Raw genomic sequence first — 12729 nt, 5'->3', positions numbered from 1 at the left:
AGAACAGTCATGATCCACAAGAGCCACGGGTTTCGCATGTCCGGGTCCGACGTCCCCATCAACCGTCACATACGGTGACCTTCGAGCGCGAGTCGGCCGGCCGTTTCCCGATCAAGATCGGAGACCCCGAATGGGGGGCCGTCCCGGTGACCGCATCGCTGGCCGCCCGGTGCGCGTCGTCATCCACCCTGCTGGTCTGCCCATACAACACCTCCGGATCAAGGTGTTGCGACGACCGGTTGAATCCGCCTTGCTCGGTAGTTGCTTGCGTGTACGCGCTACGGCGCGGTACGCATAGGCCCAGGCCGACACGACACCTGGAAGAATCCCGGCTACAGCAATATAAAACAACACTAGGTGGCACTGAGCGGCACCAATCGAGCCGACTCATAATCCGTGGGTCGTGGGTTGACCGCTATCCCGTGCCGGCGAGCCAGGCGGTTTCGCCCTGGTGGAACGCGTCGAGCCCGGCCGGCCGGTCGTCGCCGAGCAGGTCCTGACTCACCGTCACGCCGCGGGTCGACTGGATCCAGGTGAGGAACCGGTAGGACGGCCGAAGCCCAGCGAGCTGGGCCACGTCCACCGGGAGCACCTCACCCGCGTGGACGGGGCGCAGCTCGTCGCGCTCCAGTAGGATCTCGAAGCTCATCAGCCTCCACCGTCCTTCGTCCCGGACGGCACGTGAGAAGAACCGGCAGTAGGCGTGGAAGTCGACCTCCACTCCCTCCACCGTGGTCCGGTTGAAGATCTTCGCCGGGCTCTCGACGGTCGCCCGGTCGCCCTCGACCCGCGCGTAGGCGGGGAAGACCCAGTGCTTGCTGTTCCCGGTCCGCGCCATCCAGGTCTTCGTCGCCTCGACGTAGGCCTCGCCGCCGCGTCCGTCGTACCACGTGGTCCGGACGTAGGCGTCGTCGTGGAAGCAGTCACGCATCACGTCGAAGAGCCGCTGGTCGCGGGCGAAGCGCTCCCGCCTCACCAGGTCGAAGAGCTCCTCGCGGTCCAGGAGGACCGCCAGCCGCTCGCCGTGGTCGAGGTTCACCATGTCGTCCTCTCGTAGCCGAGCACGGCCTTCACCTCGAGGTACTCCTCGAAGCCGAACCGCCCGAACTCTCGTCCGTTCCCGGACTGCTTGTAGCCGCCGAACGGCAGGCTGCGGTCGAACGGAGCGCCGTTGAGGTAGACGCGGCCCGCACGGATGCGGTTGGCGACGCTGCGGGCGTGGTCGGGGTCCTTCGACTGCACGAAGCCCGCCAGCCCGAACGGCGTGTCGTTCGCGATCTCGACGGCCTCGTCCTCGGTCTCGTAGAGCAGGATCGAGAGCACGGGGCCGAAGATCTCCTCGCGCGCGATCCGCATCTGCGGCGTGACGTCGCCGAACACGGTCGGGCGGACGTAGAACCCCTTGTCGAGCCCGTTGGGGCGTCCCGGGCCGCCGACCACGAGCGTCGCGCCCTCGTCGATCCCCGACTGCACGAGCGCGGTGATCTTCTCCAGCTGAGCCTGACTCACCACGGGCCCCATCGTGGTCGACGGATCGAACGGGTCCCCGAGACGGACCTCCTCGACCGCCCGTCGCGCAGCGGCGTACGCCTCGTCGCGCTGCGAGCGGTGCACGAGCATCCGCGTAGGCGACTGACAGTTCTGGCCGCCGTTGGTGTAGCACGAGTGCACCCCGGCGACGACCGCGGACGCAAGGTCCGCGTCGGGCAGGATGATGTTGGCCGACTTGCCACCGAGCTCGAGCGCGACGCGCTTCACCGTGTCGGCCGCGAGCTTGGAGACCCTGATGCCGGCGCCGGTCGAGCCGGTGAGCGAGACCATGTCGATGTCGGGGTGCGCCGCGATGGCCTCACCGACCGTGGGACCGTCACCGTTGACGAGGTTGAACACGCCGGGCGGCAGCCCGGCGTCGTGGATGACCTCGGCCAGCACCATGGCGCTGAGCGGCGCGATCTCGCTGGGCTTGAGCACCACGGTGCATCCCGTGGCGAGGGCCGGGGCCACCTTCGACGCGACCTGGTTCAGCGGCCAGTTCCACGGCGTGATGAGACCGCAGACGCCGATCGGCTCGCGCCGCACGATCCCGGCTCCCATCTCCTCCTCGAAGCGGTAGTCCGCGAGCACGCGGGCCGCCTCCTCGAAGTGGAACAGCGCCACCGTGGCCTGGCGTTCCGTCGCGAACGTGATCGGCGCCCCCATCTCGCGCGTCATCGTCCGGGCGATCTCGGGCAGCCGAGCCCGGAAGCCGGAGATGATCCGCTCGAGGTACTCCAGCCGTTGCTCCACGCTGACCTGCGAGTACGCGGCGAAGGCCGCGCGCGCCGCCACCACCGCGCGGTCGACGTCCTCGGCCGTCCCGAGGCTGATCGTCGCGAACGTCTCCTCGATCGCGGGGTCGAGGACGCCCAAGGTCCGCGGCGCGGCCGGATCGACCCACGCGCCCCCGATGTAGAACTGGTGCCTGGTGGACACTCTCCTACCTCCTCATGGTGTCGCCGCAGCGAGCGGGACGTCGACGCGCGAGCGGAGCTCGTCGAACGAGATCCCCCACGTCTCCCGGACGAGGACCTCGTCCCCTCCGGTGATCTCGAACGTGGCGACGTCGGTATAGACCCGGTCCACGCACCGCAGCGCGGTGAGCGGATACGTGCATTCCCTGACGAGCTTCGGCTCGCCGGTCCTGGTGAACAGCGACATCAGCACGTAGACCTGCTTGGCGCCCACGGCGAGGTCCATCGCCCCGCCGACCGCCGGGATCGCGTCGGGCTCGCCGGTGTGCCAGTTGGCGAGATCCCCCGATGCCGAGACCTGGTAGGCGCCGAGGACGCACAGGTCGAGGTGGCCGCCTCGCATCATGGCGAACGAGTCGGCGTGGTGGAAGTACGAGGCGCCGGGCAGCTCGGTCACCGGGAACTTGCCGGCATTGATCAGGTCGGGGTCGATCGCGTCGCCCGTCGCCGCCGGCCCCATGCCGAGCATGCCGTTCTCGGTGTGGAGGATGACCCCCGACTCCGGGGGGAGGTGGTCGCCGACGGTCGTGGGCTGACCTATGCCGAGGTTGACGTACGCCCCGCAGGGGATGTCGCGCGCGAGCACCTGGGCCATCTCGTCCCGCCCGAGAGGGCTGCGATCAATGTGCTGAACGATCACGGCGCCACCCGTACGATCCGGTCGACGTAGATGCCTGGGGTGACCACGGCCTCAGGATCCAGCACTCCCGGCTCGACGACGTGCCTCACCTGCACGACGGTGGTCGTCGCGGCCGTCGCCATGACGGGCGCGAAGTTGCGTGCCGTCTTGCGGTAGACGAGGTTCCCGAGGGTGTCCGCGGTGTGGGCGCTGATGAGCGCGACGTCGGCGGCGATGGGCAGCTCGAGGACGTACGTCCGGCCGTCGATCTCGCGGGTCTCCTTTCCCCCCGCGAGGAGGGTCCCGGCTCCGGTGCGGGTGTAGAACCCGCCGATCCCGGCTCCGGCGGCGCGCATGCGCTCGGCCAGGTTCCCCTGCGGCGCGACCTCGAGCTCGATCTTCCCGCTGCGGTACAGCTCGTCGAAGACCCAGGAGTCCGTCTGCCGGGGGAACGAGCACACGATCTTGCTCACCCGCCCGGCCGCGAGCAGCGCCGCAAGCCCGGTGTCCCCGTTGCCCGCGTTGTTCGACACGACGGTGAGGTCTCGCGCTCCCTGCCGGATCAGCGCGTCGATCAGGTCGAACGGCAGGCCGGCCGCGCCGAAGCCGCCGACCAGCACCGTCGAGCCGTCGGCGATGCCGCTGACCGCCTCGTCGGCAGAGGTGCAGACCAGCGTCATGCGACGTTCTCCAGCACGATCGCCAAGCCCTGACCCACACCGATGCAGATGGCCGCCACGCCCCATCGTTCACCGGACTCCACGAGCCGCGCCGCGAGGGTCCCGAGAATGCGCCCGCCCGAGGCGCCCAGTGGGTGCCCGATGGCGATCGCCCCGCCCTTGGCGTTGACGACCTCGGCGTCCCGCAGCCCGAGCTTCAGCCAGGCGTCGACACAGGCGATCGACTGGACGGCGAACGCCTCGTTCAGCTCGACGGCGCCGATGTCGTCCCAGGTGATGCCCGCCCGCTCGAGCGCGTCGCCGGCGGCCTCGACCGGGGCGTAGCCGAACTGCTGCGGTTCCAGCGCCGCCCAGCCGCGACCGGCGATCCGCGCGACCGGGTCACGACCGATGGTCGCGGCCGCGCTCGCCGAGCCCAGCAGGACCGCGCTCGCGCCGTCGTTCAACGGTGAGCAGTTCCCGGCGGTGATCGTCCCGTCGGGCCGGAACGCCGGCTTCAGCCCTGCCAGCGTCTCGAGCGAGGTGCCGGCACGGATGCTCTCGTCCTGGACCAGGTCGGCGCCGGGGACGGGCACCACGAGGTCGTCGTAGAAGCCCTTCTTCCACGCCTCCGCCGCGAGGCGGTGCGAGCGGGCGCCGAACTCGTCCTGCCGCTCGCGTGAGATCGAGAACTTCTCCCGCAGCTGCTCGTTGCACTCGCCCAGCGAGGCCGTCCACTCGGCGGGCATCCGCTCGTTCACCAGCCGCCAGCCGAGCGTCGTGGAGACGGCGGTGACGTCGCCCGCCGGGAACCGGCGCGACGGCTTGGGCAGGACCCACGGCGCCCGCGTCATCGACTCCACGCCTCCGGCGATCGCGATCTCCGCGTCGCCGACCTCGATCATGCGTGCGGCCATCATGGCGGCGTCCAGCGACGAGCCGCAGAGCCGGTTCACCGTGGTGGCGGTCACCGAGACGGGCATGCCCGCCAGCAGCACGGCCATCCGGCCGACGTTGCGATTGTCCTCGCCGGCGCCGTTGGCGTTGCCCCAGAACACGTCGTCGACCAGGCCGGGATCCAGGCCCGGCGAGCGGTCGAGAAGCCCCTTCAGCGCGGTCGCGGCCAGATCGTCGGTCCTCGTGTCGGCCAGGGCTCCGTTGAACCGGCCGAACGGGGTCCGGACCGACGCGTACACGAATGAGCTGCTCATCCGGGTCGTCTCCACTTCCTGCCCCATCTCAGGAGGCGTCCTTCGCTTGCTTGCGGATGTCGTCGTAGGAGAAGTCGTTGATGGCGTCGAGAAGGTCGGTCGTGTAGATCTCCGTGGCAGGGAACGCCTTGTCCACGAGCCCGGCGGACGTCATGAACTCGACCATCCCGGTTGCCGCCTCCGGCTCGATCCGGCCCCAGTCGTCGTCCTCGATCCCCTGGTCGGCCAGCCGGACCTGGAGGATCTTGACCTGGGACGCCATCGCGTCCTTCTCCGGTCCGGTGCCCCGGGTCTCCGGGTGGAGCTTCCACAGGTCGCGGATCGCGGCCTCAGGGTTGGCCTGGGCGAATGCGAAGCCCTTCGCGATGGCGCGGCCGAACCGTTCCAGGACGTCCTTCCGCTCGTCGATCGTCTTCCGCGTCGCCGCGAACCCGCCGCCCCAGATGCCGGCGGTCTGGGGCACCGGCAACGGGGTGAGCTCGATCCCGGAGTCCTCGACGATCGCGTACTGGGTGTCCCAGAGGGCCAGCGCATCGACCTGGCCGCTCTTGATGGCGTTGATCTGCTGGGCGCCGGCACCGATCGGCACCAGGCCGGCAGCGTTCTCGCTCATCCCGTTGAGCTCCATCGCGGTCCGGGCGAACGTCCCGCCCGAGCTGGCCACCGCGGTCACCCCGACCTTCCTGCCCTCCAGGTCCGCGATGCTCCTCACATCCGAGCCCTGGGGCAGCTGCAGGCTGTAGATCCAGTGCGGGTAGTACGACGCGAAGTAGACCAGGTCCAGGTTCTTGGCGTGACCGATCGCGACCGGCTCACCGGTCATCAGTCCGATGTCGGCGCCGCCGGCGGCCAGTTGCTGCGCCGACTGCGTGCCGGAGGGGAACAGCTGGACCTTGACGTCGAGCCCTTCGTCCTTGAAGTAGCCCTCGGCCTCGGGGACCACCAAGGTGGTGTAGCCGGCGTTCCAGCTGGGCGCGCTCAGGGCGAACGTGACGGTGTCGAGGTCGCCGCCGCCCGCCGGGTCGCCCCCCTCCGAACCGCATGCGCTCAGCGTGGTCACCATGAGGATGCCCGCGAACAGGGCGGTCAAGCTCTTGAGTGGTCTCGTCATCGTCGGTCATTCCCCATCGGAGCTCGTGATCGCGTCGGAAGTCGTCGTGTCGTGCCAGTGCGGGAGGACGTGCCGCCCGACGAGGTCGAGCGTGTGGCGGGCGACCTCCGGCGGCGTGCCGTACGGGGCGACCCGCAGCTGGACGGACGTGACCCCCGCCCGGACGTACCGGGCGATCGTCGCGTCGATCTCGTCGGGCGTGCCCACCATGGGGAGCTCGGGCTCAGCGGGGCCGTCCGCACCCATCCATGCGCCCCGCTCGGTGTAGTAGCCGGTCGCGGCCTTCAGGTGGCGCGCGGCGAGCTCGCGGGCGGTGGCGGCGTCCTCGTGGACGACGCAGAACCTGGTGGTGGCGACCGCTCCGCCCGTCCCACCGCGATATGACCAGTAGGCGGCCGACTGCTTGATCAACAGGTTGTCGCAGTAGTTCGTCGCGCCGTAGAATCCGTCGGCGAGCGTTGAGGCACGACGGGCCGAGGCAGCCACCTTGCCGCCCACCAGGATCCGCGGCCCACCGCGCTGCACCGGGGGTGGGATCGCCACCGGCGCATCGGCACTCGCGTCGGCGGACCAGGCGTCGCGCAGCAGCTTCAGCGTGGCGTCGAAGGCCGCGCCGGCCGGACCCGACGCGGGCAGCCCGACCCGTTGGGCGACCTCCGAGCTGCCGAGCCCGAGGCCGAGGGTGAGCTTCCCGCCGCACAACTGGTCGAGCAGCGCGGCCTCGTAGGCCAGCTTCTCCGGACTGTACGCGCGCAGGAGCAGCACCGCTGATCCCAGCGCCAGGGACGTCCGTCCGGCCAGATGTCCCAGGACCATCAGGGCGGACGGGAGGTGGAACGGCTGAGCGGCCGCGTGATAGCTCTCCCCCACCCACGCGGAGTCGAAACCGTGCTGCTCCGCGTGGGCGAGCATCGTGACGGTGCGATCCACCTGTGGGCGGACCGGCTCCTGGGAGCTCAGGTCGAGCGCGATCCCCAGCCGCATTCAGCCGGTGCTCTCTGCTTGCTTGACGACGTCGTCGTAGGAGAAGTCGTTGAACGCCTTGAACATCTCGTCGGTGTAGATCTCCTTCGCGGGGAAATTCTTGATCAGTCCGGCCGAGGCCATGAAGTCGAGCGAACGGGTGAACGCCGCCTCGTCGATCCTGCCCAGGGTCTTGTCGTCGAAGCCCTGTCCGTCCAGGCGGACCTCGAGGACCTTGACCCCGTCAGCCAGCGCCTTCTCCTCCGGGTCGGACCCGCGGGTCTCCGGGTGGAGCTTCCACAGGTCGCGGATCGCGGCTTCGGGGTTGGCCTTGGAGAAGACGAACGCCTTCGCCACCGCACGACCGAACCGTTCGAGGACGTCCTTCTTGGCCTCGAGGTTCTTCCGGGTCGTCGCGAAGCCGCCGCCCCACGCCTCCGCCGTCTCCTTGACCGGAAGCGGCGTCAGGGTGACGCCGGCGTTCTTGACGATCTGGTACTGGATGTCCCAGAGCGCCAGCGCGTCGGCCTGGCCGCTCTTGATGGCGTTGATCTGCTGGGCACCGGCACCGATCGGCACCAGGCCGGCAGCGTTCTGGCTCATCCCGTTGAGCTCCATCGCGGTCCGGGCGAACGTCGCGCCGGAGCTCGCGACCGCGGAGACGCCGATCTTCTTGCCCTGCAGGTCGGCGATGCTCTTCACGTCGGAACCGGCCGGCACCTGCAGGCTGTAGATCCACTTCGCCCAGTAGGAGCTGAAGTAGGCCAGGTCCAGGTCCTTGTCGTGCCCGATGGCCACGGGCTCGACCGTCATGAGGCCGAGGTCGGCCCCGCCGCCGGCGACCTGCTGCGCCGCCTGGGTGGCCGACGGGAACAGGTTGGTCGTGACCTTCAGACCCTCCTCCTCGTAGAAGCCCTCGGCCTCCACGACGGCCATGACCGCGTAACCGGCGTTCCAGCTCGGGGACGCCATCGCGAACGTCACGGGCGTCAGCCCGCCGGACTTGGCCGAGGCCTCGGGTTCGCTGTCGGAACCGCACGCACTCAGCATTGCGGTCGCGCACAGGACGGTGAGCGCACCACTCACGACTTTCATGGCTCGTCTGGTCTTCACGACGGAACCGCCCTCTTACTGGTTGGGGAGTGGGTAGGTGTCCTCGTTGAGCACCCGGCCCGGCGTCAGGGAGAAGTCCAGACGCGGCGGACAGAAGATGTCGATCAGCTGGTTGGTCCCCGAGCCCACGGCCTCGCTGGTGTGGATCATGGGCGGAGGGATCACGGCCACCGAAGGACTGCCGCACCGCAGGTGCCGGTCCTCGCGCCACTCGCTGCGACGCTTGGACCACGGGGTCCGCAGGTGGTGGACGTACTCTCCCTCCACGGCGAGCGAGCACTGCTCGAAGTCGTCGTGGTCGTGCGGCGAGAGGGTGTCGGGGTCACGCGGACCGATCCTGGGCGCCAGGAAGTTGATCATGAAGGTACTGCACCGCACGATCTGGCCCGGGCGGATGGCGTCCTGCGTCACCTCGAGGTCGGCCAGCCGGTAGGGCCGGATGCGATAACCTTCCGGCGGGTCCGGCCACGGCTCGAACGGCTTGGTGTTCGGGTGCGGCTCCGCGTACGAATCCCGGTTGCGCGCCTTGTCCAGCAGGTCGGTGGACCGGGAGCTGAACAGCCGCACGACGGTGCAGTCGTCGACGCCGACGATCGCGCTGCCGCCCGGCGGGACCATCACCACCGCCTTGCCCGAGACCGGCGCGACCTCCCGCGACGCACGGACCTCGACGCCGCACTCCTCGTAGGGGAGGATCACGACGTACTCGTCCGGCTGATCACCCCGCTCCAGCACGTCGCCGGCGACCAGCATCGTGTAGGCGAGCACGAAGTTGTGTCCGCGGAAGTACCACGTCGACGATCCGGCAGGGGTCGTCTCGTCGGGATCGCCCGTACCGAGGTCTGAGAACTCCACGTCGGGTGGGGTGGCCAAGGTGGTCATCGTCTGTCCTCATCAGTCGTAGGGGGTGTGGTCGTTCAGTCGTCCAGGCCGAGCAGGAAGGCCGGGTTGTCGCAGAAGATCTGCCGCAGCGACCTCTCGTCCAGGCCAAGGTCCAGCAGCGCGGTCGCGACGCGGATGTAGGAGTCCACCGGCAGCGGCCGATCCTTCTGGCCGAGGTCGGAGGCCATCACGGTGTGCTCCGGGCCGATCTTCTCGATCCAGTCCAGGAGGAGCCTCGGGTCCCACTTCTTGGTCCCCTCGGGGTCGTAGAAGCCGGTCTCGTGCTCGATGAACGCTCCGTAGCCGACGAGCTCACGGCACTTCGCCTCGTCGGCGCCGATGACGTAGTCGGGATGGTTGAGCAGCATCCGGGTGACACCCTTGTCCTTGGCCGCGGCGAACAGCTGGGTGATCGACTCGGTCTCCATGTGACCGCCTGTCACCATCGCGCCGGTCTCCTTCACCAGGTCGAGCACCTCGTGGACCTGAGGGATGAGCTCACCGTTCTCCTGGTGGATGCCGACCCGGGACGACGGCACCTCGACGCTCGCCGTGGGGAAGCCGACGCCCTCCGGATGGCAGTCGATGTGCCGGCCGGCCGAGAACGTCGGAAACCACACGGCCCTGCCCCCCATGCGCAGTGACATGGCCACCGCGTGCGGGTTGATGCCGCCGACCATGCTGTTCAGGGTGATGCCGCCGAAGACCGGGGTGCTGATCTTCGCCAGCCGGTCGCTCATCGCGAGCAGGTCCATGACGGTGTTGTGGTGGTGGGACTTCACCAGCACGCCCCGCATGCCGAGCCGCTCGCCGTCCTTGCCGGCCTCGGCATGGTCGATGCGTCGGGGGAAGGGGTTCGGGCCGGAATGGCAGTGCAGGTCAACGCAGCCGTTCAGCAGCTTGATGATGGCGGGTGTGTCAGTCATGCAGTCTCCAGGCGTCGGCACTGTTCGCATCACAGACTGTGAGTTCGCTATCCGGTCTGTCAATAGGGCGCGTTCGGAAAACGCTGCTGCGAATCCCCAGCAAAACCTTGCAGGGAGACGCAGGGCACACTTACTCTCTGTCCGTACTACGAACTATGAGAACTCTTTGTGGACACTCAACGAGACGGGGGGCCGATGACGGAGCACGAGGTCGACAAGCCGGTGACTGCTCGCGAGCAGGACATCCAGGCGGTGAGCCGGACCGCGCAGATCCTCGGACTGTTCGATCCGGAGACTCCGGAGCTCTCCGTCGCGGAGACCACCCGCCGGCTCGGTCTGAACCGGACCACGGTGCACCGCTACTTCAGCTCGATGATCAGCTCCGGCCTGCTCGAGCGTGTGGAGGACTCCGCACTCGTCCGTCCCGGACGGTCGATCCTGCAGCTCGGCAGCTTCATGCTGGGACAGCAGCGCATCATGCAGATGGCGCCGGCCTACATGCGCGAGCTCGCGCTCGAGATCAAGGTCAGCACCGTGCTGTCGCTGTGGGGCACCTCCGGCCCGGTGGTCTCGCTGGTCGAGGAGGCCGACCATCCCACCCTGGTGACGGTGCGCGTGGGCTCGCAGCTCGCCCTGGACTCCTCGCAGGCCAAGGTCTTCCTGGCCTTCCTCCCCGACCAGTTCCACGCCGACCGGCTCACCGGCAGCCTCCCCGAGCCCCAGCGCACCGAGACTCGCCGTCGTATCGAGGCGATCCGACAGGCCGGCATGAGCAGCCACGTCAACCACCGCGGCATCTGCATCGTCGCGGCGCCGGTGTTCGCGGCGACCGGGATCTGCGCCACGATCGCGGCCGTCGGCACCGAGCGGATGCTGCCGGAGGCGCTGGACTCCCGAGAGGCCACGGCGTTGAAGGCCGCATGCAAGCGACTGACCAAGGAGATGGGCGGCACGTGGCCCGAGGCGGCCGACTGACTGCTGCCAGCACGACAACCGGGGCGCGGGCAGCGCGCTCGAATCAGGTGAGGAATGACAGACATGCCGACCAGCACCGACACCGACTGCGCGATCCGCTTGGACTCGCTGTCCATGCTCTACCCGACGAAGTCCGGCGGGACCGTCCAGGCTCTCGACGACGTCTCCCTCAGCGTCCGAGCCGGTGAGTTCATCTCCATCGTCGGCCCCAGCGGCTGCGGCAAGAGCACGCTGCTGCGGATCATCATGGGCCTGTCCCACCAGACCTCCGGACAGGTCACCTTCGGGCCGTCGGAGGACACCCACCGCAACCAGCTCGGGATGGTCTTCCAGCAGCCGCTGCTGCTGCCATGGCGCACCGTGCGGAAGAACCTGCTGACGTCGCCGGACCTTCACCACGCCCGGGACGCCGCGACCCACGCGAAGGCCGACGAGCTGCTGGTGATGCTCGGCCTTGAGGAATTCGGCGACCGGTATCCCAACGAGCTGTCCGGCGGGATGCAGCAGCGGGTCGGGATCGGCCGCGCCCTGATGCACGACCCGCGCATCCTGCTCATGGACGAGCCGTTCGGCGCCCTCGACGCGATGACCCGCGACCAGATGGGGCTGGACCTGCTGAAGATCTGGGACCAGGACCGCAAGACCGTGCTGTTCGTGACGCACAGCATCCCCGAGGCGGTGCTCCTCGCCGACCGCGTCGTGGTCATGACACCGCGACCCGGCCGGTTGGCGGACGTCGTCGAGGTCGCGCTCCCTCGACCGCGGCGGCTCGAGAACATCAACACGCCCGAGTTCGGCGAGATCGTCCTGAAGATCCGCAAGCTGCTCGACTCCGAGCACAGCGCCCACTAGGCCTAGGAGACCTGATGTCCACCCACACCAAGCGCCACGCAGCCGACCGAGAGGCACTCGCCGTCCCGGACGGCGAAACCGCGCCGGTGGAGGCGCCCACGAACTCGGACACCCCGGCCCGACGCCGACGCCGCCGAGTACCGGAGATCACCTACAGCGTGCTGGTGTTCATCGGGCTGTTGGTGGTCTGGCAGGTCGTCGTGGAGATGTTCGACGTCTCCAACATCCTCGTCCCCGCGCCCACGGCCGTCGCCGCCTCCCTGGTCGACGGCTTCCAGGACGGCAGCCTGACGACCCACTCGATCGTCACCCTGAAGGAGATACTGATCGGGTTCGGCATCGCGGTCGGCTCGGCACTGGTCTCCGCGGTGCTCATCACCCAGTTCCGGACGGTGGAGCGCGTGCTCTTCCCGCTGCTCATCCTGACCCAGACCATCCCGAAGGTCGCCATGGCGCCTCTGCTGATCGTCTGGTTCGGCATCGGGATCAGCTCGAAGGTGCTGACCGTCGCCCTGATCGCGTTCTTCCCCCTCCTCATCAACGCCGTCCTGGGATTCCGGTCCGCCGCCTACGAGCAGGTCGAGATGCTCCGGTCCTTCGGCGCGTCCCGCATGCAGGTCATGCGGCACCTGCAGATCCCGTCGGCGCTTCCGCACATCTTCGCGGGACTGGAGGTCGCCGTCATCCTGTCCGTGACCGGCGCCGTGGTCGCGGAGTTCGTGGGCAGCTCCGAAGGTCTGGGCTACCTGATCCAGGCGAGCAACTTCACCCTGGACGTGGCCAGGACCTTCGCGGTGATCGTCGTGCTGTCGGCCGTCGGCATCGCACTGCACGCGGTCGTCGTGCAGCTCGGCAAGTGGCTGGTCTTCTGGACCACCACCCCCACCGACACCGCCGGCGAGGTCTGA

General features: G+C 68.8%; 13 protein-coding genes. 3 read left to right on the top strand and 10 right to left on the bottom strand.

Going from position 1 to position 12729, the window contains the following annotated elements; genetic code table 11:
• Positions 1-415 precede the first annotated feature (415 nt).
• Genes ABGB01_RS43795 through ABGB01_RS43750 form a run of 10 tightly spaced genes read right to left on the bottom strand, consistent with a single transcriptional unit; the run spans position 416 to position 9994 of the window.
• Positions 416-1042, bottom strand: a complete 627-nt coding sequence (locus ABGB01_RS43795) for a nuclear transport factor 2 family protein (protein ID WP_347780070.1) — start codon at positions 1040-1042, stop codon at positions 416-418.
• The gene (locus ABGB01_RS43790; protein ID WP_347780068.1) at positions 1036-2472 is read right to left on the bottom strand and encodes an aldehyde dehydrogenase family protein; all 1437 of its coding nucleotides are present in this window, start codon (positions 2470-2472) and stop codon (positions 1036-1038) included. Before ABGB01_RS43790 ends, ABGB01_RS43795 begins: the two co-directional genes overlap by 7 nt.
• A gap of 12 nt (positions 2473-2484) precedes the next feature.
• Positions 2485-3105, bottom strand: a complete 621-nt coding sequence (locus tag ABGB01_RS43785) for a 3-oxoacid CoA-transferase subunit B (RefSeq protein ID WP_347780071.1) — start codon at positions 3103-3105, stop codon at positions 2485-2487.
• Between the two features lie 41 nt (positions 3106-3146).
• Positions 3147-3809, bottom strand: coding sequence for a 3-oxoacid CoA-transferase subunit A (locus ABGB01_RS43780; protein WP_347780067.1), 663 nt, complete (start codon positions 3807-3809; stop codon positions 3147-3149).
• Positions 3806-4999: a thiolase family protein gene (locus ABGB01_RS43775; RefSeq protein WP_347780065.1), complete on the bottom strand. Its 1194-nt coding sequence runs from the start codon at positions 4997-4999 to the stop codon at positions 3806-3808. The genes ABGB01_RS43780 and ABGB01_RS43775 overlap by 4 nt, the downstream gene beginning before the upstream one ends.
• A 28-nt stretch (positions 5000-5027) precedes the next feature.
• A complete protein-coding gene (locus tag ABGB01_RS43770; RefSeq protein ID WP_347780063.1) occupies positions 5028-6110 on the bottom strand; it encodes an ABC transporter substrate-binding protein in 1083 nt (360 codons plus the stop codon).
• 6 nt (positions 6111-6116) lie between these two features.
• Positions 6117-7094, bottom strand: a complete 978-nt coding sequence (locus ABGB01_RS43765; RefSeq protein ID WP_347780062.1) for an LLM class flavin-dependent oxidoreductase — start codon at positions 7092-7094, stop codon at positions 6117-6119.
• The gene (locus tag ABGB01_RS43760; RefSeq protein ID WP_347780060.1) at positions 7095-8168 is read right to left on the bottom strand and encodes an ABC transporter substrate-binding protein; all 1074 of its coding nucleotides are present in this window, start codon (positions 8166-8168) and stop codon (positions 7095-7097) included. It lies immediately after the preceding gene.
• A gap of 33 nt (positions 8169-8201) precedes the next feature.
• Positions 8202-9068: a hypothetical protein gene (locus tag ABGB01_RS43755; RefSeq protein ID WP_347780058.1), complete on the bottom strand. Its 867-nt coding sequence runs from the start codon at positions 9066-9068 to the stop codon at positions 8202-8204.
• 35 nt (positions 9069-9103) lie between these two features.
• Positions 9104-9994, bottom strand: a complete 891-nt coding sequence (locus ABGB01_RS43750) for a DUF6282 family protein (protein ID WP_347780057.1) — start codon at positions 9992-9994, stop codon at positions 9104-9106.
• 195 nt (positions 9995-10189) lie between these two features.
• Between ABGB01_RS43750 and ABGB01_RS43745 the strand changes: the two genes are divergently transcribed.
• The 3 genes from ABGB01_RS43745 to ABGB01_RS43735 all read left to right on the top strand — a co-directional run bounded on the left by ABGB01_RS43745 (position 10190) and on the right by ABGB01_RS43735 (position 12729).
• Positions 10190-10969 (top strand): helix-turn-helix domain-containing protein, encoded by a 780-nt coding sequence (locus ABGB01_RS43745; RefSeq protein ID WP_132633068.1) that lies wholly within the window; start codon positions 10190-10192, stop codon positions 10967-10969.
• Between the two features lie 63 nt (positions 10970-11032).
• Positions 11033-11821 carry an ABC transporter ATP-binding protein gene (locus ABGB01_RS43740; protein ID WP_347780055.1) on the top strand — a complete coding sequence of 263 codons (789 nt, stop codon included), beginning with the start codon at positions 11033-11035 and terminating at the stop codon, positions 11819-11821.
• A 14-nt stretch (positions 11822-11835) separates the two neighbouring features.
• Positions 11836-12729 carry an ABC transporter permease gene (locus ABGB01_RS43735; protein ID WP_347780053.1) on the top strand — a complete coding sequence of 298 codons (894 nt, stop codon included), beginning with the start codon at positions 11836-11838 and terminating at the stop codon, positions 12727-12729.

This window comes from Nonomuraea sp. B5E05 (assembly GCF_039880665.1).
Classification (GTDB): domain Bacteria; phylum Actinomycetota; class Actinomycetes; order Streptosporangiales; family Streptosporangiaceae; genus Nonomuraea.
The sequence above is the reverse complement of the archived record's forward strand: the minus strand, read 5'-3'. Positions and strand labels throughout refer to the sequence as shown.

Excerpts from the sequence above, each read along its gene's own strand:
- ABGB01_RS43795 (WP_347780070.1), bottom strand. The coding sequence starts at position 1,042 with ATGGTGAACCTCGACCACGGCGAGCGGCTGGCGGTCCTCCTGGACCGC.
- ABGB01_RS43785 (WP_347780071.1), bottom strand. The coding sequence starts at position 3,105 with ATGGCCCAGGTGCTCGCGCGCGACATCCCCTGCGGGGCGTACGTCAAC.
- ABGB01_RS43780 (WP_347780067.1), bottom strand. The coding sequence starts at position 3,809 with ATGACGCTGGTCTGCACCTCTGCCGACGAGGCGGTCAGCGGCATCGCC.
- ABGB01_RS43775 (WP_347780065.1), bottom strand. The coding sequence starts at position 4,999 with ATGAGCAGCTCATTCGTGTACGCGTCGGTCCGGACCCCGTTCGGCCGG.
- ABGB01_RS43770 (WP_347780063.1), bottom strand. The coding sequence starts at position 6,110 with ATGACGAGACCACTCAAGAGCTTGACCGCCCTGTTCGCGGGCATCCTC.
- ABGB01_RS43765 (WP_347780062.1), bottom strand. The coding sequence starts at position 7,094 with ATGCGGCTGGGGATCGCGCTCGACCTGAGCTCCCAGGAGCCGGTCCGC.
- ABGB01_RS43760 (WP_347780060.1), bottom strand. The coding sequence starts at position 8,168 with ATGAAAGTCGTGAGTGGTGCGCTCACCGTCCTGTGCGCGACCGCAATG.
- ABGB01_RS43755 (WP_347780058.1), bottom strand. The coding sequence starts at position 9,068 with ATGACCACCTTGGCCACCCCACCCGACGTGGAGTTCTCAGACCTCGGT.
- ABGB01_RS43750 (WP_347780057.1), bottom strand. The coding sequence starts at position 9,994 with ATGACTGACACACCCGCCATCATCAAGCTGCTGAACGGCTGCGTTGAC.
- ABGB01_RS43745 (WP_132633068.1), top strand. The coding sequence starts at position 10,190 with ATGACGGAGCACGAGGTCGACAAGCCGGTGACTGCTCGCGAGCAGGAC.
- ABGB01_RS43740 (WP_347780055.1), top strand. The coding sequence starts at position 11,033 with ATGCCGACCAGCACCGACACCGACTGCGCGATCCGCTTGGACTCGCTG.
- ABGB01_RS43735 (WP_347780053.1), top strand. The coding sequence starts at position 11,836 with ATGTCCACCCACACCAAGCGCCACGCAGCCGACCGAGAGGCACTCGCC.